Genomic DNA, 26,503 nt, shown 5'->3' with positions numbered 1-26,503 from the left:
TAATAAAGTAAAAAATAGAATTAAATTTTATTGTTAAAAGGCAATTTAAATGCGTGATATAAAGATTTAATAAAATTTTTATCTAAACAAAACATTTTTCCAGGACTATCAGACAATTTAGCAACAGGTCTTCCATTACATTTAACTAATTTAATTACAATATTTAATGGTTTAACATTTGGAATATCACAGGTCAATTGAGTTCCAATCCCAAATATAACATTTGTTCTATTGTTAAATTTTTTATAAATTGATATAATTTTTTTAAAATTTAAATTATCTGAAAATAACAATGTTTTAGTATTAGGATCGATACCTAATTTTTCGTAATGTTTAAGAGCTTTTTCACCCCATTTTATGGGATCTCCAGAATCGTGTCTTATACCTTGATAAGATTTAGAAAAAAATAAATTGAAATCACGTAAAAAAGAATCCATGTTAATACAGTCTGTAAGAGCAATACTTAAATGATTTTTGTATTGATTCAACCAAGTACTAAGTGCTAAAATTTGACTGTTTTTTAGATTAGAACTGATTTGTTGATGAGCTTGAAACCATTCATGAGCCTGTGTGCCTACTGGTAATATTTTTAAAATACGTGATATATGATAATTACTTGAACCTATTAAAAAAGGAAATTTTTGTTTTAATCTTTTTACAATTAAATATTGTACATCGTATGAAAATCGTCTTCTAGTGCCAAAATCAATAATTTTTAAACGAGATAAATCTAAATTCTTTGTTTTCTGAAAAAATTTTTTTAATTTATAATCTAAATATTGAACAGCTATATCTGAAGTAATATCAGGATTTGAATTTTTATGAAAAATTTCGCTGATTAAAGATAAAATAGGTACTTCCCATAAAATTACTTCTTTCCATAAACCGCTGATGCGGATATTCAATTGACCATTTTTATTTTTAATTTGCACTTGTGTGATATTATAACGAAATCTTTTTAACCAATGTAAATATTCTTTTCTAAAAAATGGAAAAGATGTCATATAGATATATTCTTTATCACTCAGAGATAAAGATGTCATCATGTTGATTTGATCTAATAAAATATTAGAATAACATCCTAAAATATTAGGCCCTCTACAAATAAATTCAGCCACTACATTAACTTTACTATAATTATAAAATACAGCTTGTTGCATATGGAGTTTATACGCATCAGTATCAAGTAATGTTTTAATTATTGGATAATTATATTGTTTCATAATATATTTATATTCTATATTTTTTATAGCATAATAATTCAAAATAATTATATATTCAAAGTCATAAAAATATTAAAAAAATTATCAAATACACTTTAAATATATAAATTTACATATAAAAATATAACATAAAAAAAAAAGTTATCAATTTTAGAAAAAATAAAATTCATAACTCAAAATACGTAAAATTTAATATTTTTTAAAACATAATTAATTATTTATATGAATCTGAAAATAATAAAAATTTTTAATTACACTTATTTTTAACTTAACTAAAAAGAAATTATAATGTTTTACTATTTAATCCGTAAACTTTTATTTTTAATAGAACCAGAAAAAGCACATACATTTATATTAAAAGTCTTAAATTTTAAAATTATTCAAATAATAATGAATTTTTTTTTAAAATCCTTACCTTTAAAAAAAAATAGATATATGAATTTAATATTTAATAATAAAATTGGTTTGGCTGCCGGAGTAGACAAAAATGGAGAATATATAGATTCTTTGTCAAAACTTGGATTTGGCTTTATTGAAGTTGGTACAGTGACACCATTACCTCAATATGGAAATAAGAAACCCAGATTATTTAGAATAAATGAAAAAGAAGGCATTATTAATATGATGGGTTTTCCAAACTTAGGAATAGATAATTTAATTAAAAATTTAAAAAAATCTAAATTTACTGGAATAATAGGAGTCAATATAGGAAAAAATAAAAATACTCCAATTGAAAACGCAGTAAATGACTATTTAATATGTATAGAAAAAATATATTTATATGCTGATTATATTGCAATTAATATTTCTTCGCCCAATACCATTGATCTAAAAAAATTACAATACGGTAGTGAATTAAAAAATTTGTTAAAAAATATTAAAAAAAAACAAATAGAAATGCATAAAAAACACTATAAATATGTTCCAATAGCTATTAAAATCTCTCCGGATTTATCTAAAAAAGAAATAATTTATATCTCTAGTCAATTAATTTATTATAATATAGATGCAGTTATTGCTACAAATACAACATTAGATTATTCACTTCTATCTACTAAACAAAAAACAAAAAAAAAAGGCGGTTTAAGTGGCTTACCTCTGCAAAAAAAAAGTACTAATGTAATATCAATATTAAATAAACATCTTAAAAACAAGGTAACTATTATTGGAGTCGGAGGTATTAACTCTTTAAATTCCGCTCAAGAAAAAATTTCATCAGGGGCTGATTTAATACAAATATATTCTGGATTAATATATCATGGCCCAAAGTTAATTAGAAAAATAATTAAAGGTTTATAAAATATTTAAAATATATAACGTAATTTTTACAAAATAGATATTTAAAAATATATAAAAAAATAAATTATTTACTTATTAATAAAAGTTCTTTGAAATTTTTAAAAAACAGCCTTAATCATAGAAAAATAGATGTACCTGTATATACAATCTTTGTACAAAATAAAATTTCTTTAGGAATTTTTTTTATTAATAAAAAATTTATATAAAAATCTTAATAATCTTTATAATAAAGATTGGTGTTAATTAAATTAATATTTTTTTAAAAAACATTTTTATTTAACTTTAAAAAAAATAATATTTTTATAAATAACTTATTTAAAACATTAATAATGAAAATATAGTTATTTAGTATATATAAAAAATATTTTTAAAATAATCTAAATATTTTCATAAACGATATATTTATAACATGTTATCATATAAATATGATATCTATTGTTTTAAATTAAAACAAAGATTTTATTAAAAAAATAGTATATTTTTAATCTTTTAATAAAAAATTTTTAAAGTTGATATAAAAACCTCTCTTTATAGTTTTTTAATAAAACATTTTATAATACGAGTAATATTGAAATAAATATAAAAACAAATTAAAAAATTATACAATAAATTTAATTAAATTTAAAAATGCAATTTAAATACTCTAAAAAATAAATTTAATGAAACATATAAAATATTAATTTCTAGTTTAGTGTATAAAAAAGTGAAAATTAATTATCTGATTTTATATATTTAAATAAAAAAATTTAAAAAATAGAATTTTTTTATGCATAATTAAAATGCATGACGTCATAAAATAATAAAAAATATCTATTAAAGTATACAATATTTTTAAAAATATAAAAAAAATAATTAATTATCTTAAATATTATAAATATAATGTGATAATATTTATCATGAAAAAAATATTATTGATTTTATTTAATATAAAAAGTTATTTAAATAAAAAATATCACATTCTTAGTTAATAAAATATATTTAAATTAAAGAAAGAGATATTTATGACTTTAATTAGTATGCAAAACGCTTCTTTGACATTTAGTGATTTAGAAATCTTAATCGATGAAAAACTATTTATTGAAGCGAATGAACGAATTTGTTTGACTGGAAAAAATGGATCTGGAAAATCTACGCTATTAAAAATTATCAATAAAAAACAAGATTTAGACAATGGTTATATCACGTATAAAAAAAACATAAAAATATCTTATTTAAACCAAAAAAATCCAGAAAATTTAAATATTTCTACATATGATTTCTTTAAAAGAAAAATTTTTAAAAAAGATAAAAAAACAAAAAATTTTAATAAAATAATAGAAATAGAAAAAATTATTGAAAAATTAAAATTAAAAAAAAATAAATTGCTTTCAGAATTATCTGGGGGTTTTTTAAGAAAAGTATTATTAGGAGCATCTATAATAGATAATCCTGATATATTGCTACTTGATGAACCTACTAATCATTTAGATATTAACACTATTCAATGGTTAGAAAAATTTTTAAAAAAATTTTCTGGAAGTGTATTATTTGTATCACACGATAGAGCTTTTATTCAAAATATATGTACGAGGATTATTGATTTAGATCGAGGAAAGTTAAATTCTTTTCCAGGAGATTACGAAAGATATATCAGTTTAAAAAGAAAAGAAAAAAAAATAGAAAAAATTCATAAAAAATTATTTGATTATACATTAAAAAAAGAAGAAAAATGGATTCGAAAAGGAATTAAAGCGCGTAGTACAAGAAACGAAGGCAGAGTAAAATTTTTAGAAAAGTTACGTAAAGAAAAAAATAACTATAAAAAAATAGAAAATTTAAATAAAATTGAAATTAATCAAATTAAAGAATATTCTGGAAAAATAACATTTGAATTAAAAAATATAAGTTTTAATATAAAAGATAAAAAAATTATTAAAAATTTTTCTGAAATAATACAATATGGAGAAAAAATAGGATTAATTGGAAGCAATGGTTCTGGAAAAAGCACTATGTTAGAAATAATCACGGGAGAAAAAAGTGTAAAAAGCGGAAACATTTATCATAGAAAAGATATCAAAATAGCGTATTTTAAACAAGATCGATCAGAATTAAATCCGGAAAAATCTATTATTGAAAATATTGATCACGGAAAAGAAACTTTTTTATTAAATGGAAAAGAACAAAATTTAATAGGATATTTAAAAAAATTTTTATTTCAACCAAATCAACTACGACGTTTAGTCAAAACGCTATCTGGCGGAGAATGTAATAGATTACTTTTAGCAAAAATTTTTTTAAGACCAAGTAATGTTTTAATTCTAGACGAACCTACAAATGATTTAGATATAAATAGTTTAGAATTATTAGAAAAAATTATTATGCAATATTTAGGAACAGTTTTCATAGTCAGTCATGACAGATATTTTATTCATAAAACAGTAAATAAATACTGGTTTTTTAAAGGTAATGGATTAATAACAAAACATATTGAAAAACTTGATTATTCCTTTGAAGAAAAAAAAACACAAAAAAAACAAAAAAAATCTTTATTAAAAAACAAAAAAAATAATATACCTTTATTGTTGCTTTACAAAAAAAATATAAAAAAAGAATTAGAAAAAACATTAAATAAAATAGAAAATATAGAAAAAAATATAATAATTTTGCAAAAAAAAACAAATGAACCTAATTTTTTTAAAAAAAATATTAACGATCAGTTGCCCATTTTAAAAAAATTAAATGAAGAAGAACAAAAATTAGAAAAAAAAATAATATATTGGGAAAGCTTAGAAGAAAAATTATAAAAAATTTATTTTTTATAAAATATATTAAAAGATTTAAATAATTTTATTTTTTTAAAAATATTAAATATGTTCCATACAATTTACAGAACAACAATTTTTAAAAAATCTTTGACAATTGTCACATTGAATAAAAAGTAAATGACATAGATTAAACTTACAGTTTGTATATCTGTTTGAAGGTTGATTACATTGTTTACAAAAAGATATAATATCATTTGATACCTTTTCGCTCATACGATTATCAAAAACAAAATTACTACCCTTAAAATAAATAGGTAATCCGTTGTTTTTAGCATCATTTACATAACCAATTATTCCTCCGTCTAAATGATATATATATTTAAATCCATTAAATATCATCCAAGCAGTAGCTTTTTCGCAACGAATTCCACCTGTACAATACATTACTATTTTTTTATTTTTAGCATATTCAATTAATTTTACTACTTTTTTTAGTTGTTCTCGGAAAGTTTTACTTTTAACTTCTATCGCATTTTGAAAATGACCTATTTTGTATTCATAAGAATTTCTCATGTCAACAAATAAAGCTTCGCCTTCATTTAACATATTATTTACTTCTTTTGCTTTGATATACGTTCCAACTTTTTTAAGATTAAATGATGGATTACTGATACCGTCATTAACAATATATTTTTTTACTTTAACGGAGAGTACCCAAAATGCATTTTTATCATGACTTAAAGCTTCATTAATTCGTAAATTATTTAATTCAGAATCAAAATTATACAAAAAATTTTTCATAGAGAAATAAAAATTTTTAAGAATACTAATTTGAGCATTTATACCTTCATATGATATATAAACTCTACCTAAAACATTATTTTTAAAAAAAAATTTATAAATTTCATCTCTGTAATATTGAGGATCTTTAATTGAAAAATATTTATAAAAAGAAAGTATTAATCGACGCTCTTTAATACTAAATATATTTTTTTTTAACTGACTCTTAGAATAACGATTACATAAGTTTGACATAATATATCCTTTTAATTTTTTAATAACTAAAATATCAATATAAAAATTTAAACCAAAATTATTCTATTTTTCTTTTTTAAAATCTTTATGAAAATATTTTTTTTGTTCACATAATTTTAAATACGTTTTTTTTAAGTTAGTTAATCTTTCTTGTTCTCTAAAAATTATATTTTTAGGAGCAAATTTTAAAAATTTTTGATTTAAAACCTTTTCTTTTAACGAAAAAATTTGTGATTTTATTTTACTTATTTCTTTAATTAAACGTTCTAAATCAATCTTTTTATCTTTTATTTCAGATATAGGAATAATAACTTCAGATCCATCAATAATTTTTTTAATAGATAGTAAGGATTTATTATAATTTTTAGATAAAATTTCTATTTTATCTAAAAAAGCTATTTTTTTTAAAAAAAATATATTTTCTAAAATAATTTTTTCTTTTTTAGGATGTATATTAACAAACAGCAATGGTAGTAACTTTGTTCGAGAAAAATTCATTTTATTTCTAGTGTTTCTTAAAAAAATAATAATTTTTTTTATCCAGTCCATATTTAATAGCACTTCTTCATCAAATATTTTGTTATTATATTTAGGAAAAGATTGCAGCATAATTGTTTTTTCATTATTAATATCTTTTAAACGTTTCCAAATAAATTCACTAATAAATGGAATAATAGGATGTGATAATCTCAATAATAATTCCAAAACATAGATTAAAATATTTTTAGTACAATATATATCTTTTTCTGAATAAAATTTAAAAATTAATTTTGAAAATTCTAAGTACCAATCACAAAAAATATTCCACGTAAAATCATATAATAAATTTGCTGCTATATCGAAACGATATGTATCTAATGCATTTCTATATAATTTTATAGTTTTATTACATTCTATTAATATCCACTTATTTACAAATAACATTTTATTATCAATAGTAAAATTAGAAAAACAATGATTCTTTGTATTTATTAAAACAAAACGACTTGCATTCCAAAGCTTATTGCAAAAATTACGATATCCTTTTAATCTATTCATATCCCATTGAATATCTCGTGTATTAGATGCAAGAGCTGCAAAAGTAAAACGCAATGCATCTGTTCCTGCACCTTCAATTCCATTAGGAAATTGTTTTATAGTTCTTTCCTGTATTTTGTTTAAAAAATGAGGTTGCAATAAATTTTTTGTTCTTTTTTGAATTAACTTATCTAATGAAATACCATCAATCATATCAATGGGATCAATTACATTGCCTTTTGATTTTGACATTTTATTTCCCTGTTCGTCACGTATCAAGCCTGTTATATAAACACACTTAAAGGGAACTTGAGGATTTCCTTGAGAATCTTTAATAAAGTACATTGTAAGCATAATCATTCTTGCAATCCAAAAAAATATAATATCAAAACCACTTATTAAAACATTAGTTGGATGAAAAACTTTTAAATAATCCGTTTTTTTAGGCCATCCTAATGTTGAAAATGTCCATAAACTAGAAGAAAACCATGTATCTAAAACATCATTATCTTGAACAAGTTTAATATCGTTTTGTACATTATATTTTTGACGTATCTCTTTTTCATTGCGACCAACATATACTTCATTGTTTTTATTATCATACCAAACTGGAATGCGATGACCCCACCATAATTGCCTTGAAATGCACCAATCTTCAATGTTATTCATCCAAGAAAAATACATACTCTCATATTGAGAAGGAAAGAACTGAATTTTTTTTTCCTTTACAGCATTAATTGCTAATTTAGCTAAATCATAAGTTTTTAAATACCATTGATTAGTTAATATAGGCTCTATAATAGCGCCACTTCTTTCACTATAAGGAATTAAAATATCACATTTTTGCACCTTTTCTAAAAAACCCAGTTTTTCTACTTCAGAAACAATTTTTTTACGAGCAATTAAAACATCTAAATTTTTTAAATAATCTGGAATAAAAAAACTATAAATATCAGATTCCCTGCCTTTATAATCATAAATTTCTAATTGTTGTTTAATTGTTCCATTAAAATTTAAAATATTAATTATTGGTAATTTATGACGTAAACCTACTTTATAATCATCAAAATTATGAGCAGGAGTAATTTTAACGCAACCAGTATCTTTTTTTAAATCTGCATGTTCATCGCCAATTATAGGAATAATTCTGTTTACTATTGGACACATAACAAATTGACCAATAAACTGATTATACTTTGAATCTTTAGGATTTACAGCTAAAGCTACATCTCCCAATATAGTTTCAGGTCTTGTCGTTGCAACTATTAAATATTTAATTTCATTAGATAAAAATTGTTTATTTTTAATAATTGGATATCGAATAAACCACTTTTTTCCTGGTGTTAAACGATGATCTACTTCTAAATCTGAAATTACAGTTTCTAATATTGAATCCCAATGAACTAATCTTTTTCTTCTATATATTAACTTGTCTTGATATAAAATAATAAACGCTTCTTGAACAGATTTACAAATATCTGGATCTAAAGTAAACTTTTCTCGATCCCAATCAACAGAATTTCCGAGACGCCGCATTTGTTTAGTAACAATGTCATGAGATTTTTTTTTCCACAACCATATTTTTTCAATAAATTTATTTCTGGTGTAATCTTTTTTAGTTTTTTTTTCTTTTGAATATATTTGACGTTCAACTAAAATTTGAGTCGCAATTCCAGCATGATCTGTACCAACCTGCCATAATGTATTATCTCCCTGCATTCGGTGATAACGAATTAATATATCCATAATAGTTTGTTGAAATGCGTGCCCCATATGTAAATTTCCTGTAATATTTGGAGGTGGCATCATAATGCAAAAAGATTTTTTATTTAAATTATTATTAGGCTGAAAACAACCACTTTTTTCCCAAGAATTATATAAACGTTCTTCAATATCTTTAGGGTTATAAATTTTTTCCATTTTAACTCTTTTCTATATTAAAAAATTGAAATTTCTGATTAATAAAAATGTAATATAAATTTTTTAAAAATTATATTCTGACTGATTTAGTAAAAATTGAGATAAAAGCTCGACTGGGCGACCAGTAGCTCCTTTTTTTGGATTAGAACTCCATGCAGTTCCAGCAATATCTAAATGAGCCCAATTATATTTTTTTGAAAATTTTGATAAAAAATAAGCAGCTGTTATAGCTCCTGCTTTTCCTGTACCAATATTTGACAAGTCAGCAATATTAGAATGTAATTCTTTTTCATATTCTTTGAATAAAGGCAAACGCCATATTTTATCATCTGTTTGCTCTGAAGCTTTTTTAAGTTCTCGAAACAAATCTTCATTATTAGAAAAAAGACCACTAACATTATTACCTAAAGCTACTACACAAGCTCCTGTTAACGTTGCAATATCAATTACAAAATGAGGGGAAAAACGTTCTACATATTTTAAAACATCACATAAAACTAAACGACCCTCAGCATCTGTATTTAGTACTTCCACTGTTTTTCCAGACATAGTAGTCAACACATCGCCTGGTCTAAAAGAATTACCTCCTACCATATTTTCACAACCCGCTAATACACCTATAATAGTTAAAGGTAAATTAAGTTTTGCAGCTGCGATTAAGGTTCCATAAACTGCTGAAGCACCACACATATCATATTTCATTTCATGCATATTTTTAGCAGGTTTAATAGATATGCCGCCCGAATCAAATGTTAGCCCCTTTCCTATTAAAACTATAACTTTATTATTTTTTTTGTTTCCAAAATATTTAAGAATAGACATATAAGGCTTATTTTTAGAACCTTGACTAACTGCTACATAAGCGTTCATTCCCAATGAATTCATTTTTTTGATATCAATCAATGAAAAATTAATATTATCCTTATATTTTTCAGATAATTTTTTAGCCTGTAAAGATAAGTACAAAGGATTACAAACATTAGGTGGTAAATTACTTAATTGTCTAGATGCGATGATTCCATCATCGATAGCTAGTGCATGTTTTAAAGAAATATTTGCAATGTCAAAATCTTGAAGATTATCAAGATTAAAAAAAATCGAATTTAAATTAATACTATTTTTAAATATATTATTAATTAAACAAAAATCATACAAAAATTCTTTAATAGATCTAATTATTATTCTAAAAAACCAATACGTACTAAATTCTTTAGTACCAATTTCTCCAATAGAAAAAATAATATTTTTAATAGAATTTTTATTTATTACTTGCATAGCACTCTTTACTATTTTTCTTAAATAAAATCTATTTAAACTATTTATTTTTCCGCAGCCAACGAGTAATATTCTTTTAGAAACAATATTGGGAACATTGTACAATAATAATGTTTCTCCTATTTTTCCTGCAATATCGCCAGATTTTATTAAATTACCAATATAATTATTACTACATTTATTTAAGTGATCAGCTGAGCCTAATAAATCATGTGATTCAAAAATACCAATTATTATACAGTCGGTTTGTTCTTTTTCTAAGACAAACTTTTTTATATAAAATTTCATAATACTTTCTCTTTTCATATAATTAAAAAATTTTTATTTTAAATAGTGGATTTTATTATAAATTTATAAATATTTTGAAATAAATATTTAAAAAATAAATAAAATTTTTTACTAAAAAATAAAATTAAATATAAAAAAATATTATATACTATATAATAATATTTTTAAGAGCTATTTTAATAGTATTCAAATATATTTTGCGAGAATTTACATCATGAATGCTTTTTATAAACGTCATTTTTTAAGATTATTAGACTTCACTTCATACGATTTAAATCAACTACTTAGGTTGTCAAAAAAAGTGAAAGAAATGAAAAAAAATAATCAAGAAATTAAATTACTTAAAAATAAAAATATTGCTTTAATCTTTGAAAAAGAATCTACTCGTACTCGATGCTCATTTGAAGTAGCAGCATTTGATCAAGGAGCACACGTAACTTACCTTGGTCCTGGAAGTACACATCTTGGAACAAAAGAATCAATTGAAGATACTGCTAAAGTACTTAGTCGATTATATGATGGTATTCAATACCGAGGTAATCATAAGACAATAAAAAATTTATCAAAATATTCTACAGTTCCTATATGGAATGGATTAACTGATAAATTTCACCCAACACAATTAATTGCTGATTTATTAACTATGCACGAAATCTTTCCAAAAAAGAAATTTTCTGATATAAAATGTGCATATGTTGGTGATGCTCGTAATAATATAGGAAATAGTTTTTTAGAAGCAGCGTCGATTATGGGATTAAATTTTTATTTAGTATCTCCTAAAGAATTTTGGCCAAATAAAGAAATAATCACTTTATGTCAAAATATAATTAAAAAAAATAAAGGTAGTATAATATGTACTGAAAAAATACAAGAAGGCGTTAAAAATGCAGATTTTATTTATACTGATGTTTGGGTATCTATGGGAGAGCCTCAAGAATATTGGGAAAAAAGAATTAAATTATTAAAAAATTATCAAATTAATAAAGCTATGATTGATATGACAAATAACCCCGAAGTAAAAATATTACATTGTCTTCCAGCTTTACATGATAATAAAACAGATATAGGAAAAAAAATATTAAAAAAATATGGATTAAAAAGTGGAATGGAAATTACACATGAAATTTTTGAAAAACATGAAAAAACTATTTTTGAACAAGCAGAAAATAGACTACATACGATAAAAGCTATTATTTTATCAAGTCTCTTAGAAAAAGTTAATTTTTAATAATTATATAATTAATAATATAAAAAATATTAAAAAAAATTATATTTGTCACATTTTTCAGATAATATTTCATTTAAACTATCTTTTTCACGATAAAAAAGGAAAAAGAGTTGAACAATCCTTTATATAAAAAAAATATTATTTCAATAAATGATCTTAATCGAGATGAATTAGAATTAGTATTAAAAAAATCTGCAATTCTTAAAAAAAAACAACAACCTACGTTATTAAAAAATAAAATTATTGCAAGCTGTTTTTTTGAAGCATCAACAAGAACTCGTTTATCATTCGAAACAGCTATTTATCGCCTAGGAGCATCTATAATAGGATTTTCTGATGGAAATAACCTTTCCTTAGGAAAAAAAGGAGAAACATTAGCAGATACCATATCAGTAATAAGTGCATACGCAGATGCTATTATCATTAGACATCCACAAGAAGGAGCTGCACGATTAGCTGCAGAATTCTCTAATAATACACCAGTATTTAATGCTGGAGATGGTGCGAATCAACATCCAACACAAACGCTTTTAGATCTTTTTACTATTCAAGAAACGCAAACTAGACTAGATCATTTAAATATAGCTATGGTTGGCGACTTAAAATATGGACGAACAGTGCATTCATTAACGCAAGCGTTGGCTAAGTATAAAAATAACCAATTTTTCTTTATTTCACCTGATGCTTTAATTATGCCAAATCATATTAATGATATGCTTGATAAAAAAAAAATTACTTGGAAACGATGCAAAAGTATAGAAGAAATAATTTCTAAAATTGATATTTTATATATGACTCGAGTACAAAAAGAAAGACTAGATTCAACTGAATACGCGAATGCTAAATCAAAATTTATACTTTGTCTTTCTACTTTAAAAAAAGCTCGTAGTAATTTAAAAATATTACATCCTCTTCCGCGAATAGACGAAATCGAAAAAAATGTTGATACTACTCCCTATGCTTGGTATTTTAAACAAGCTGAAAATGGAATTTATGCTCGTCAAGCAATCTTATCATTAGTACTAATAAAAAATATTTTTTAAAAAAATAAAATATGCAAATAAATAAATTACAAGTAGAAGCTATCAAATCTGGAAGCGTTATTGATCATATACCCGCACATATTGGTTTTAAATTACTTTCTTTATTTAGATTTACAGAAACAGAAAAACGTATTACCATTGGTTTAAATTTACCATCAAAAAAACTAGGAAAAAAAGACATTATAAAAATCGAAAATAGTTTTTTAAGTAATGACCAAATTAATCAGCTAGCTATTTATGCTCCTTGTGCAACAGTTAATTATATTCATAAATATAATTTAGTGGGAAAAGCATTTCCTTCTTTACCTGAAAAAATTGATCGTATTTTAGTTTGCCCAAATAGTAACTGTATTAGTCATAATAATTTTACGACTTCTAGCTTTATTTTCAAAAAAGATGCACAAAATAATATTAATTTAAAATGTCAATACTGTGAAAAAGAATTTTCTAAAAATATAGTTTTATAATCTTAAGTATTTAAAATTTATAACACTTAATTTTACACTTAGTCATTAAAACGGTGATGTATGAGTCGTATAATTACAACTAAAAAAGCACCAAAACCTATTGGTCCTTATTCTCAAGGAATAATGAAGAATAATTTTTTATTTATATCTGGACAAATACCGATAGATGTAAGATCTGGTTGTATACCAAATAATATCTCAGAACAAACACATGTTGTATTAACAAATATAAAATCAATTATTTTAAAAGCAAATTATCAAATGAAAGATATTGTTAAAATAACAATTTTTACTACTCATTTGAAAAAAATTCAAATAATTAATGAGATATATGAAAAATTTTTTACAGATAATCAATCATTTTACCCTGCAAGATCTTGTGTAGAAGTCCGAGAATTACCAAAAAACGTAAAGATAGAAATAGAAGCAATAGCAATAAAAAATAAATAAATACTTAAATGCGTTCAATATGCCGCAAAGCGGCATAAAAAAACTAGATATTTTTTCGTCTAAAAAATGACTTTTTTAATTCATTTTTAACATTGTTAGACTGATTTGAATTAATTTCAGAAAATCGACGCTTATAATTTTTTTCTTTACTTAAAACTGTGCGATTATTCTTTCTGTTATCATAACTTTTGACATTTCTTAACAATTTTATATTTATAGATTTATTTAATATTTTAGTTCTTATTAAACTTTTAAATAAATCTTGAGATAAAGATTTAGGTAGTTCAATAAGAGTATAAGAAGAAAAAAGTTTGATATTTCCAATATCACGACTACTAATATTAGCTTCATTAGCAATAGCGCCAACTATATGACGTACTTCTACACCATCATTACGACCTACTTCTAAACGATATAAATCAATATCTTTTGCATTACGATAATCACGACGTAATCTATAACTACGATTTTCTTCATATCTACGATCATTTTTAAGACGAAAATCTTTAGATGGTCGTTTAAACAAATCTTTTTTAATAATTAGTGAACGTTCTCCTTGAGCCATTTTTAATAAAGCAGCAGCAAGAGTTTTAACATCTACGTCATTAGGAGAATACAATTTATCTAATAAATCAATATATTCATTTAAATCTCTACTTTCTAATTGTTGCTGCACTCTTTTAGAAAATTGCTCAAGTCGCTTTTGGCATAACAGTTCAATATTAGGTAATTGAACTTCTGGAATAGATTGATTTATAGTACGCTCAATATTACGTAATAACCGACGTTCACGATATTCAACGAATAATAATGCACGACCTGCACGACCTGCACGACCAGTTCGTCCTATACGATGAACATAAGATTCTGAATCCATTGGGATGTCATAATTAATAACAAAGCTAATGCGATCAACATCTAAACCACGTGCTGCAACATCTGTGGCAATTAAAATATCTAATCTACCATTTTTCAAGCGCTCTAATGTTTGTTCACGTAGGGCTTGATTCATATCACCATTTAAAGCAGCGCTATTATAACCATTTCGTTCTAATGCCTCAGAAACTTCTAGAGTAGCATTTTTTGTTTTTACAAAAATAATAGTTGCGGAAAAATCTTCTACTTCTAAAAAACGAATTAATGCATCAGTTTTTTTCCCATACACCATCCAATAACTCTGCTTAATATCAGGACGCGTAGTAATATTAGATTGTATCTTGACTTCTTGCGCTTGTTTCATAAATCTTTTAGAAATTCGACGTATTGCTTCAGGCATGGTAGCTGAAAATAATGCAGTTTGATGTTCTTTAGGTATTTTTGACATTATTGTTTCTACGTCTTCTATAAAACCCATGCGTAACATTTCATCAGCTTCATCTAAAACCAATGAATGTAAATTAGAAAGATTAAGAGTACCTCTTTTTAAATGGTCTAATAACCGTCCTGGGGTACCTACAACAATTTGGGGGCCTTGTCGCAATGCACGCAATTGTAATTCATATCGTTGACCTCCATATAAGGGTAATACATTTATACCCTTCATATATTTAGAAAAAACTGAAAAAGCTTCCGCAACTTGTACCGCTAATTCTCTTGTCGGAGCTAAAACTAAAATTTGAGGAAATTTTAAATCAACATTAATATTATGCAATAATGGCAATGAAAAGGCAGCTGTTTTCCCGCTTCCTGTTTGTGCCATACCTAATACATCTTTTCCCGCTAATAGCAAAGGAATACAAGATGATTGAATAGGAGATGGTTTAACATATCCCATTTCATTTAAAGATTTAATAAGAAAAGGATTTAAACCAAGAAAAGAAAACGTGCTTTCAATATGAGTCATGCAATAGATATGCCTTTATAGTTACAGTGGCCAGTCTACATAGCTCATTTATGAAAATATGAATTTATTCTCATTGAAAGGTGTGAACCGGCGCTAATTAAATGATCTAATAAATATACTAAAAAATTAATAATATTTATTAATTATTACTAAAAATTTTTTACATAAAATATATTTTAAAATTTAATTAAAATATTTATAAAATAAATAAATTAGAAATTTTTATTAAATTATAAAAATTACATTAAATTTTATAAATAAGTTATATTTTTATGTAATGAGTACATTTTACTATTTGCGACAAAATAAATCTATTTTTTATTTATAAAATTTATATTTAAAAAAATTATAAAATTAATTATACCAAATAAAAAAATTATTTATAGATTTATAAAAAATAATAAAAAATTATACTTCTTTAATACTCAACCGTAAGCGTCCTTGACGATCAATTTCCAAAACTTTTACTGATATAACTTGATTAATTTTTAAATAATCAGTTACTTTTTCTACTCTTTTATGAGAAATCTGAGAAATATGAACAAGACCTTCTTTACCGACACCTATTGAAATAAAAGCACCAAAATCAACTATACGAGTTACCTTTCCGGAATAAATTTGACCTACTTCAATTTCAGCTGTAATTTCTTGAATTCTTCGAATGGCATTTTTTGCTTTCTCTCTAATTGAAGCTGATATTTTTACCGTTCCATCATCTTCTATTTCAATTATAGTCCCTGTTTCTTCTGTTAACATTCGAATCACTGAACCTCCTTTTCCAATAACATCTTTAATTTTTTCAGGATTAATTTTAATTGTATGAATACGAGGTGCAAATTCAGAAATTTCATTTCTAGGCTTGCTTAAGGCTTGCTTCATAACACTCAAAATATGTAATCGAGCAGCTTTTGCTTCAATCAGAGCTGATCTCATAATTCGATTAGTTATGCCTTCAATTTTTATGTCCATTTGCAAGGCAGTAATTCCTTTTTCTGTACCAGCAACTTTAAAATCCATATCTCCCAAATGATCTTCGTCACCTAAAATATCCGAAAGTAATACATATCTATCACCTTCTTTCACTAAACCCATGGAAATGCCAGCTACAGCAGATTTAATAGGAACCCCAGCATCCATTAATGCTAAAGATGCACTACACACAGATGCCATAGAAGAAGAACCATTAGATTCAGTTATTTCAGAAACAATTCTAATAGTGTACGGAAAATCATCTAATTTAGGCATAATTGCTAAAAGACTTCTTTTTGCAAGACGACCGTGCCCAATTTCACGTCTTTTTGGAGAACCTACTATTCCAATTTCTCCAACAGAATATGGAGGAAAATTATAATGAAATAAAAAGTTATCGGTTTTATCTCCTAATAATTCATCTAAGTTTTGCGCATCTCTCGAGGTTCCTAAAGTAACAGCTGCTAAAGATTGAGTTTCTCCTCTAGTAAATAATGCAGAACCATGTGTACGAGGCAAAATACCAGTTCTTACATCTAATGCGCGAATCATATTTTTTTCTCGACCATCAATGCGATTTTCATTATTTAATATACGTTTACGAACAATGCTTTTTTCTATTTTTTGTAAAATTTCTTCAATTTCTAATATTTCAATATTTGAATTTTCATTTGAAAGAAATTTAATTAATTCTTCTCTAATAGAGCTTAGCCTTTCAAATCGTTCCTGTTTATTAAAAATTAAATATGCAGAATTGATATCTTTATAAACTAATTTTGAAATTCTTGACTCTAATGCAGAGTTAATTTCAGAATAAGATATCACCCAAGGTAACTTACTTGCTTCATTAGACAAAGAACGAATGTTATTAATTACTACTTGTTGTTGTTGGTGACCAAACATAATTGCGCCAAGAATTTTTTCTTCACTCAATATTTTTGATTCTGCCTCTACCATAAGAACAGCATTTTGAGTTCCAGATATTACTAAATCTAAAAAACTAGATTTCATATCCTCACTAGAAGGATTTAAAACATATTGATCGCCAATAAGACCTACTCTTGCAGCGCCAATTGGCCCATAAAATGGAATTCCTGATAAACTTAAAGCAGCTGATGCACCAATGATAGAAACAATATCTGGATTAATTTGTGGATTAACTGATACTACTGTAGCAATAATTTGTACTTCATTTAAAAAACCTTTAGGAAATAAAGGTCGAATTGGTCTATCAATTAATCTAGCAGTTAATATTTCATTTTCATTAGGTCGACCTTCTCTTCTAAAAAAACCACCAGGTATTCGACCTGCTGCATAAGTTCTTTCTTGATAATTAACTGTTAATGGAAAAAATTTTTGATTTAAACGAACTTTTTTCTCTCCAACAACAGTAACAAAAACTGCAGTGTCATCCATACTCGCCATAACAGCTGCTGTTGCTTGTCGCGCCATTGTTCCAGTTTCTAAAGTAATTGTATGCTGTCCATATTGAAATTTACGTATAATGGGATTTAACAAAATAATATCCTTAATATAAAACTAATTTTTAATGATTGTGATCTTTTTATTTAAAAAAAATATTCAAAATCTTTAATATATAAATTATAAATAAAATTTTTTATTTAAAAAAATAATTATTAACTACGTTTACAAAATATCTTAATAAAATTATAAAAAAAGGGCTAAGAAGCCCTTTAAAAATATTTTTATTAATTAATATAAAATATTTAAATTCTTAAATCTTATTTTTTTAAAAATTTCTTATCGTCTTAAATTTAAACTATTAATCAATATTGAATAACGAGATAAATTTTTTTTCTTTAAATAATTTAATAATTTACGACGCTTGGAAACCATATTTAAAAGACCTCGGCGACTACAATGATCTTTCTTATTTTGAGAAAAGTGCAATTGAAGATGATTAATTTGATATGTTAATAATGCTACTTGAACTTCAGTATTACCACTATCTTTATTATTTTTACCATATTTTTTAATTGTTTCTTTGACATTAGTTACATTAAGAGACATTTAATACTCCATATATTTTAAATTATATTTAACCAATTAAAATTCAATAAAATTATTTCAAAATAATATCATGGCAATCTTGAATTTAATAGATATTAACTTAATCAGTTTATTATAGAGATAAAACGATGCAATATTAATACTTTTTTATTAAAAATAATTTTTCCTAAACTAATAAAATATCCGCTTTTTTTCGAAAATACTTGTACTAAACTATTTTTTATTTCAGATATAATATGAATTTTTTTTCCAGATACAAAAAAAGATAACTCTTTTGTAGAAAGATATATCTTAGGAAAAAAAGAAACTATATTCTTAGCAGAAATTAAAAAGGAATCTATTTTTTTAAAAAAATCTAAGTCATAAATTTTTTTTTTAGACATTATATTAAATAAATATGAAGCACTTACTAATCTATTAAAAGGAAATAGTCCTACTTGTAATCGACGCAATGCAATAACATGAGCGCCACAATTGAGTATTTCTCCTAGGTCTTCAATTAATGTTCTAATATAAGTTCCTTTAGAACAATGCACTTCCAATTTAACTAAATTTTTTTTTTGAGCTATAAAATAGAAATTGTGTATAAAAACTTTTCTTGAATTTCTGGAAATATTTAATCCTTTTCTTGCATATTTATACAAAGGAATACCATTGTATTTAATCGCTGAGTACATTGGTGGTATTTGATTGATTGACCCAGTTAATTTTTGTAAAGCATTTTCTAAATCAGAAAAAGTAAAAAATACTGATCTTTTTTTTAATAGAATTCCTTCTGAATCAGCTGTAGAGGTTGTTTCTCCAAATTTAGCAATCACACTATATTTTTTATCAAATTGATTCAAATCATGAGATAATTTTGTACATTTTCCAAAACAAATAGGTAATATACCAGTAGCTAATGGATCTAATGTTCCAATATAACCTGCTTTCTTTGCATAAAAAACTTTTTTAATTTTTTGTAAAATATTATTAGAAGAGACACCTTTAGGTTTGTCTAATAATAAAAATCCATGAACATTGCGTTTTTTATGGATAACCATTAACTTATCCTTATTCATAAATTAATATTATTTTCTTATTTGATTTAATAAAGAAGATATTTTTTTTCCATAAAAAAAAGAATTATCATAACAAAAAGAAATGTTTGGTATAATTCTTAATTTCATTTTTTTGCATAATAATTTTCGAATATAACCAGAAGCTTTGTTTAATAAAAATAATATTTTTTTGACATTCAAACTATCGTCCTTTTCTAAAAAACTAATAAATACTTGAGCGTAGGACAAATCTTTAGATACTCTCACTTCAGAAACCGTGATAATTGTTTTGATACGAGGGTCTTTAAGATACGAATGTATTATGATAGCAATATTTTTTTGCAGTTCCGGAGCAATTCGAGAAGACCGACTAAATAATTTTTCCATAATGTTATTACCAGATCTATAATATTTTTAAAATATAAAATTTTTTATCAGTTAGCTTATAATATTCTTTTTATCTCTTTCACTTCAAATACTTCTATAATATCTCCGACGCGTACATCACTATAATTTTTTATACCAATTCCGCATTCCATTCCATTACGAACTTCACTTACATCTTCTTTAAAGCGACGTAACGATTCTAGTTCTCCTTCATACATAACTACATTGTTTCTTAATACATGAATAGGATTATTTCTCTTAATAATACCTTCTGTTACCATACTACCAGCAATTAATCCAAACTGAGGAGACTTAAAAATATTTCTTACTTCTGCCAAACCAATAATATTTTGTTTGCGTTCAGGTTTTAATAAACCTGCCATAAAGGACTTTACTTCGTCAATTAAATTATAAATTACAGAATAATAACGAAGATCTAAACGCTCTAAATTAATTATTTTTTTAGCTGCAGAATCAGCTCGAACATTAAATCCCAAAATAATAGCATTCGATGCTAATGCTAAAGAAGCATCTGTTTCAGTAATGCCACCAATACCTAAACCAATTATTTTTACTTTGACTTCATTAGTAGATAATTTTAATAATGCCCCAGAAATAGCTTCTAAAGATCCTTGAACATCAGATTTAATAATAACTTTTAATTCAGAAAAATTACTTTTTTTAATATTTTCAAACATATTTTCTAAATTAGATCTATTTTGATTAGCTAATTTTATTTCACGATATTTATCTTTTCGATAAAAAGCTACTTCTTTTGCTTTTTTTTCATCTCGTACAACTGTAACTTTATCTCCAGATAAAGGAACTTTTGATAATCCTAAAACTTCTACTGGTATAGATGGTCCAGCACTATTTAATAATTCTCCGATTTCATTACGCAAAGCTTTAACGCGACCGTACTCACATCCACAAAGTATTATATCGCCTTTTTTTAAACTTCCTTTTTGTACTAATACAGTAGCTATAGGGCCTCGACCTTTATCAAGAAAGGACTCTATAACAACTCCTTCTGCCATACCTGTAGAAATAGATTTAAGCTCTAATATTTCTGATTGCAACAAAATTGCATTTAATAATTCGTCAGTACCTTCACCAGTTTTAGCAGATACAGGAACAAATATGTTTTCACCACCCCATTCTTCAGAAACAATATTATATTTTGTTAAATCATTTTTAATTTGATTTATATCAAAGCCGACTTTATCTACTTTATTAATAGCTACTATAATTGGAACATTAGCAGCTTGAGCATGTTGAATAGCTTCAACAGTTTGAGGTTTAATCCCATCATCTATAGCTACTACTAAAACAACAATATCAGTAATCTCTGCTCCTCTAGCTCTCATTTTAGTAAAAGCTGAATGACCAGGAGTATCTAAAAAAGTAATCGAACCTAATTCACTAATTACATGATACGCTCCGATATTTTGCGTAATCCCTCCTGCTTCATGAAATGCAACTTTTGTAGATCTAATATAATCTAATAACGATGTTTTTCCATGATCTACATGACCCATAATCGTTACTACTGGAGCACGTATTACAGGAATATTATTACCTGTATCTCGATCTTTCATAATTAATTCTTCTAATGCATTTTCTTTTCTTAAAAAAACTTTATGACCCATTTCCTCAGCAATTAATTGAGCTGTTTCTTGATCAAGGATATAATTAATTGTCGCCATTATACCCATATTCATCATCACTTTAATTACTTCAGAGCTTTTTATTGCCATTTTATTAGATAGCTCAGATACGCTGATCGTATCATTAATAATGATATCTCTATTAACAGTAGAAGCAGGTTTTTGAAAAGCTTGTCTTAATAAAGTTGATTTATTCTTCTGACGAATATTTTTTTTATTTTTTGTAACACGTATTTCGTCTTTCTTATTTTTTATGTTATTATTTTGTTTACCATATTTTTTTTGACGATAATTTTTTATACCACGAGTATAATTTTTTTTATGATTTTCTGTTTCGTGATTATTTTTAATATTTTCATAAGTTCTAAGAAAAGTTGAATTGTAACTCTTATTATTTTCTTTATTTGATATACTAATCTCAGTATTTTCTTGAGCTGTTTTTTTATTAATAGTACTAAAACGTTTTAACAAATTTATTTTGTTTAAATTTAAAGAAGATTTATTAGGTTTTTTTTCTAAAATATTCTCATAATTTTTTTTAAGAACTTTTTCTTTTGGAGTAATTTTTTTAAATGAATTTAAAATAATTTTTTCTTTTTTTTGCACTGATGTTTGATGTTTTGCCATAGATCGTAAATCTGATTTGTTATTCTTAATATATGTTCTCTTTTTTCTAACTTCTACTTGAATAGACTTGCTTTTGCCTCCTATCGTAGACATATTTAAAGTACTTCGAGTTTTTCTCTGAAAAACAAAAGTATTTTCTGAAAATTTTTTTATATTTCGTAAGTGTTTAAACAATAAATTTTTCTCTAATTGAGAAATAGAGTTATTTTTATTTTTTAAAATACCAATCTCAGAAAAATGCTTTATGATTTCTTCGATAGACATATTTATTTCATTAGATAAAGACTTTAAATTTATTTCAATCATATCATCTTCCTATAATCAAGTTTTATTGCTAAACCAACAAATGTTACGAGCTGCCATAATTAATAAACCCGCTTTTTCAGAATTTAAATTTTCAATATCAATTAAATCATCTATTCCTTGATCGGCTAATTCTTCTAAAGTAAATATATTTTTTTCAGCTAATTTTGAAACCAAGAAATCATTCATACCATCGATATTTAGTAAATTGTTTTCTATTTTTTTATTATTTTTTTTATTTTTCTCATCTATTTCGAGAAAACGTAATCCATTTCTAGCTCCTTCACGTACTGACATAGCTTCTTCTTTTGTTAAGTGATTAATTGATGATAATTCATGAAATGGCACGTAAGCCAATTCTTCTAAAGAAGAAAAACCCTCTTTTACTAAGATTTTAATAATTTTTTCACTAACATTTAAATTCTTTTTGAAAATATTAAAAGCAGCACATGCTTCTTCTTTGTGTTTAGAACGCAAATCTTCTGTAGTCATTACATTAATTTCCCAACCACTAATCTGAGAAGCTAAACGAACATTTTGACCATTCCTTCCAATAGCCTGAGCCAAGTTATTAGAATCGACAGCAATATCCATTGTATGATGATCCTCATCTACTATAATAGAAACTACATCAGCTGGAGCCATAGCATTAATAACAAATTGAGCAGGATTATCATCCCATAAAATAATATCAATTCGTTCTCCACATAATTCACTAGAAACAGCTTGTACTCGAGCACCTCTCATGCCCACACACGCTCCTATTGGATCAATTCGTTTATCATTAGTTTTAACTGCAATTTTAGCACGTGATCCTGGATCGCGTGCAGCTGCTTTAATTTCAATTATTTCTTCTCCAATTTCAGGAACTTCTATTCGAAACAATTCAATAAGCATTTCTGTTTTTGAACGGCTCATAAACAATTGAGCACCGCGAGCTTCAGGATATACTCCATATAAAATCCCGCGAATACGATCTCCAGGACGAAAATTTTCTCGAGGTAACATACCTTCCTTTAGAATGAGCGCTTCAGCATTATTACCTAAATCTAGAGTTAAATTATCTCGATTAATTTTTTTAACTACACCGGTAATTATTTGACCTATATATTTTCGAAATTGATCAACTAACATTGCACGCTCTGCTTCGCGAACTTTTTGAACAATTACTTGCTTTGCAGTCTGAGTAGTAATTCTATCAAAATTGACAGATTCAATCTGATCTTCTATATAATCATTAATTTTAACTTGATCTCCTTCAAAACATGCAGCTGCCAAAGTAATTTCTTTTGTAGGATGTGATACTATATCTACAACCATCCAGCGTCGAAAAGTACTAAAATTTCCAGTTTTTCGATTTATACTAACTCTAACATCAATTTCATGTTCATGCTTTTTCTTAGTTGCTGTTGCTAATGCAATTTCTAAAGCCTCAAAAATTTTTTCACGTGGTAATGATTTTTCATTAGACACTGCCTCTACAACGGCTAAGATTTCTTTATTCATCTCAGTCAACCTCAAACTAACAACTTTAAATAAATATTGTAATAAAAAACCCCGACAATTCGGGGTTAGGTAATATCACCCTATTTATAAAAAATATTAAATATTAAATGTTGTTTTATGGTGTGCGTATTATTAAAAAATAGTAATATTTTTAATTTGCCGAGGATGGGATTTGAACCCATATGCCTTTTGGCACTATCCCCTCAAGATAGCGTGTCTACCTATTTCACCACCTCGGCATAATATTTTATTAAAAATTTGAGCTTTATTATGGAAATATTAATGATTAATTTAAAATTTTTTATTTGATATTCTTGATTCTTCTTTATTTAAAGATTTTTTTGTATTGTCTAATAAATAATTTTTATCGTTTTCCCCAAAATAGTCTACATGTATCTTTTTATCATTAATGTTGCATAAAACAATGCTAATAATTAAAAAAAAACAAACAAATAAACTAATAGTATTAGTTATAAAATTATTATTGCCAATAATATTAAATAATTTCACAGTACCTGATGAATTTAAGTGTACAGCATTATTTATTCCTTTTCCAGGATGTAATAAAATCAAAAAAATTAAAACAATAGAAATCATAATTAAAAAACTTAAAAAAAATAAATACATAAAAAATTATTTTTCCTTTATAAAGTATTTTTTAAATAATATATTCACTAATATATATTTAAAAAATGTTTATATATAGCATAGATTAATTTGAAAATATTTACTAAAATTAATATAATAATTTATAAATTATTATTTTTAATATTTTTTATCTTTAAAAATTAAATAGATTTAATAACATCAGCAATACTACGAGCTACTTTTTTTATCCGGTTATAATTTTCACCTTCAACCATAATTCGAACATAAGATTCTGTACCAGATTTTCTAATAAATAAACGACTGTTTAAACCTAAAAATTTTTTAGATTGATTAATAACATATTGAAATTTAGTGTCTTTTTCAAAATCTTTATTTCGATCAAAAATAACATTTAATAGTACTTGAGGTAATAATTTTACTTGATTAGATAAACAATGCAAAGACTTATTGTTTCTTATCATGATTAATAATACTTGTAAACTAGCTATAATTCCATCACCAGTAGAATGTTTATCTAATAAAATTATATGACCTGATTGTTCTGCGCCAAGAAGCCACTTTTTTTTCTTTAGCGTTTGATATATATATCGATCTCCTATTTTTGATGCATAAAAAGGAATTCCAAGTTTTTTTAGTGCTAATACAATGTTCATATTAGTCATTAAAGTACCTACTACACCGCCGTATAATTGATTATTTTTTAAATAATACTTAGCAATAACATAAATAATTTGATCACCATTTATTTTATTACCCAAGTGATCTACCATAATAACACGATCACCATCACCATCAAACGCTAATCCAATATCTGCTTTTTTTAAGATAACTAATTTTTTCAATTGATTGATATTAGTAGAACCAGAATTTTTATTAATATTAATTCCATTCGGATAATTAGAAATTATAATTACTTTCCCCCCCAGATCTTGGAAAATTTTAGGAGCAATTTTATAAGTAGAACCATTTGCACAATCGATAATAATAGTAAATTTAGACAAATTAATGTTATTCGAAAAAATATTTTTACAAAAATTAATATATTTTTCAGAAGCGTCCTTAATTATTTGAGAAAAACCAAAATTTTCTTGATAAGAACAATTATAAGTAAAATTTTTTAATTTTTTTTCAATAAATAATTCTTTTTTATTAGATAATTTTACTCCATCTTCAGAAAAAATTTTTACACCGTTGTCATAAAAAATATTATGAGAACCAGAAATAACAATTCCCCCAGAAGCATTGAAAAACCTAACTAAGTAAGCTATTGCAGGAGTAGGTATGCAATTTACCAATAAAGTAGAAAATCCCCTGGAAAGGATACCAAATTCTAAAGAGTATTGCAGCATAGATCCTGAAATACGTGTATCTCTTCCAATGATAATTTTTTTTTTATTACTTCTAAATACCTCTGTGATAATTTGACCTAATTTTATCATAAAATTTGGGGTCATTGGACTTTTACCTGCAATTCCACGAATACCATCTGTTCCAAAATACTTTAACAACGTCATGATTAAATTTCTCTTAAC

Annotated in this window: 19 protein-coding genes and 1 tRNA gene; 6 read left to right on the top strand and 14 right to left on the bottom strand. The window is 24.9% G+C overall.

Annotated elements, in window-relative coordinates; translation table 11 throughout:
• Positions 1-20: 20 nt before the first annotated feature.
• On the bottom strand, positions 21-1,223 hold the full coding sequence (pncB, locus tag DD681_RS01235) for a nicotinate phosphoribosyltransferase (protein ID WP_158341204.1): 1,203 nt from the start codon (positions 1,221-1,223) through the stop codon (positions 21-23).
• 288 nt (positions 1,224-1,511) lie between these two features.
• On the opposite strand from pncB, the gene pyrD reads away from it, so the two are divergent.
• Together pyrD and DD681_RS01225 are read left to right on the top strand one after the other, a co-directional pair.
• Entirely contained in the window at positions 1,512-2,522 is a 1,011-nt protein-coding gene (gene pyrD / locus DD681_RS01230) for a quinone-dependent dihydroorotate dehydrogenase (RefSeq protein ID WP_158341203.1), read from the top strand.
• Positions 2,523-3,523: 1,001 nt separating this feature from the next.
• The gene (locus DD681_RS01225; RefSeq protein WP_158341202.1) at positions 3,524-5,305 is read left to right on the top strand and encodes an ATP-binding cassette domain-containing protein; all 1,782 of its coding nucleotides are present in this window, start codon (positions 3,524-3,526) and stop codon (positions 5,303-5,305) included.
• Positions 5,306-5,365: 60 nt separating this feature from the next.
• Here DD681_RS01225 and DD681_RS01220 read toward each other — a convergent pair whose 3' ends face one another.
• The 3 genes from DD681_RS01220 to DD681_RS01210 form a co-directional block, all read right to left on the bottom strand.
• Complete coding sequence (locus DD681_RS01220; protein ID WP_158341201.1) at positions 5,366-6,301, bottom strand: rhodanese-related sulfurtransferase; 936 nt, start codon at positions 6,299-6,301, stop codon at positions 5,366-5,368.
• A gap of 63 nt (positions 6,302-6,364) precedes the next feature.
• Positions 6,365-9,238, bottom strand: coding sequence for a valine--tRNA ligase (locus tag DD681_RS01215; RefSeq protein WP_158341200.1), 2,874 nt, complete (start codon positions 9,236-9,238; stop codon positions 6,365-6,367).
• Between the two features lie 63 nt (positions 9,239-9,301).
• The gene (locus tag DD681_RS01210; RefSeq protein ID WP_158341199.1) at positions 9,302-10,801 is read right to left on the bottom strand and encodes a leucyl aminopeptidase; all 1,500 of its coding nucleotides are present in this window, start codon (positions 10,799-10,801) and stop codon (positions 9,302-9,304) included.
• A 214-nt stretch (positions 10,802-11,015) separates the two neighbouring features.
• Here DD681_RS01210 and argF point away from each other — a divergent pair, with 214 nt between their 5' ends.
• The 4 genes from argF (at position 11,016) to DD681_RS01190 (ending at position 13,989) form a co-directional block, all read left to right on the top strand.
• Complete coding sequence (gene argF, locus DD681_RS01205) at positions 11,016-12,029, top strand: ornithine carbamoyltransferase (protein ID WP_158341198.1); 1,014 nt, start codon at positions 11,016-11,018, stop codon at positions 12,027-12,029.
• A gap of 110 nt (positions 12,030-12,139) precedes the next feature.
• On the top strand, positions 12,140-13,072 hold the full coding sequence (gene pyrB, locus DD681_RS01200) for an aspartate carbamoyltransferase (protein WP_158341197.1): 933 nt from the start codon (positions 12,140-12,142) through the stop codon (positions 13,070-13,072).
• Between the two features lie 11 nt (positions 13,073-13,083).
• Positions 13,084-13,539, top strand: coding sequence for an aspartate carbamoyltransferase regulatory subunit (gene pyrI / locus DD681_RS01195; RefSeq protein ID WP_158341196.1), 456 nt, complete (start codon positions 13,084-13,086; stop codon positions 13,537-13,539).
• A gap of 60 nt (positions 13,540-13,599) precedes the next feature.
• Entirely contained in the window at positions 13,600-13,989 is a 390-nt protein-coding gene (locus DD681_RS01190; RefSeq protein WP_158341195.1) for a Rid family detoxifying hydrolase, read from the top strand.
• 43 nt (positions 13,990-14,032) lie between these two features.
• Here DD681_RS01190 and DD681_RS01185 read toward each other — a convergent pair whose 3' ends face one another.
• The 10 genes from DD681_RS01185 to glmM form a co-directional block, all read right to left on the bottom strand.
• Positions 14,033-15,832, bottom strand: a complete 1,800-nt coding sequence (locus DD681_RS01185) for a DEAD/DEAH box helicase (protein WP_158341194.1) — start codon at positions 15,830-15,832, stop codon at positions 14,033-14,035.
• A gap of 408 nt (positions 15,833-16,240) precedes the next feature.
• Positions 16,241-18,319: a polyribonucleotide nucleotidyltransferase gene (pnp, locus tag DD681_RS01180; RefSeq protein WP_158341193.1), complete on the bottom strand. Its 2,079-nt coding sequence runs from the start codon at positions 18,317-18,319 to the stop codon at positions 16,241-16,243.
• A gap of 243 nt (positions 18,320-18,562) precedes the next feature.
• On the bottom strand, positions 18,563-18,832 hold the full coding sequence (rpsO, locus tag DD681_RS01175; protein ID WP_158341192.1) for a 30S ribosomal protein S15: 270 nt from the start codon (positions 18,830-18,832) through the stop codon (positions 18,563-18,565).
• 104 nt (positions 18,833-18,936) lie between these two features.
• Complete coding sequence (truB, locus tag DD681_RS01170) at positions 18,937-19,875, bottom strand: tRNA pseudouridine(55) synthase TruB (protein ID WP_158341191.1); 939 nt, start codon at positions 19,873-19,875, stop codon at positions 18,937-18,939.
• A 27-nt stretch (positions 19,876-19,902) separates the two neighbouring features.
• On the bottom strand, positions 19,903-20,259 hold the full coding sequence (rbfA, locus tag DD681_RS01165; RefSeq protein WP_158341190.1) for a 30S ribosome-binding factor RbfA: 357 nt from the start codon (positions 20,257-20,259) through the stop codon (positions 19,903-19,905).
• A gap of 56 nt (positions 20,260-20,315) precedes the next feature.
• A complete protein-coding gene (gene infB / locus DD681_RS01160) occupies positions 20,316-22,859 on the bottom strand; it encodes a translation initiation factor IF-2 (protein ID WP_158341189.1) in 2,544 nt (847 codons plus the stop codon).
• A 15-nt stretch (positions 22,860-22,874) separates the two neighbouring features.
• Positions 22,875-24,362: a transcription termination factor NusA gene (gene nusA / locus DD681_RS01155; RefSeq protein ID WP_158341188.1), complete on the bottom strand. Its 1,488-nt coding sequence runs from the start codon at positions 24,360-24,362 to the stop codon at positions 22,875-22,877.
• A gap of 157 nt (positions 24,363-24,519) precedes the next feature.
• Positions 24,520-24,601: transfer RNA gene (locus tag DD681_RS01150), tRNA-Leu, on the bottom strand.
• Between the two features lie 52 nt (positions 24,602-24,653).
• On the bottom strand, positions 24,654-24,989 hold the full coding sequence (gene secG / locus DD681_RS01145) for a preprotein translocase subunit SecG (RefSeq protein WP_158341187.1): 336 nt from the start codon (positions 24,987-24,989) through the stop codon (positions 24,654-24,656).
• A 161-nt stretch (positions 24,990-25,150) separates the two neighbouring features.
• Positions 25,151-26,485, bottom strand: a complete 1,335-nt coding sequence (glmM, locus tag DD681_RS01140) for a phosphoglucosamine mutase (protein WP_158341186.1) — start codon at positions 26,483-26,485, stop codon at positions 25,151-25,153.
• Positions 26,486-26,503: the final 18 nt, after the last annotated feature.

The organism is Buchnera aphidicola (Melanaphis sacchari), from assembly GCF_003096055.1.
In the GTDB taxonomy this organism is placed as follows: Bacteria; Pseudomonadota; Gammaproteobacteria; order Enterobacterales; family Enterobacteriaceae; genus Buchnera; species Buchnera aphidicola_P.
The sequence above is the reverse complement of the archived record's forward strand: the minus strand, read 5'-3'. Positions and strand labels throughout refer to the sequence as shown.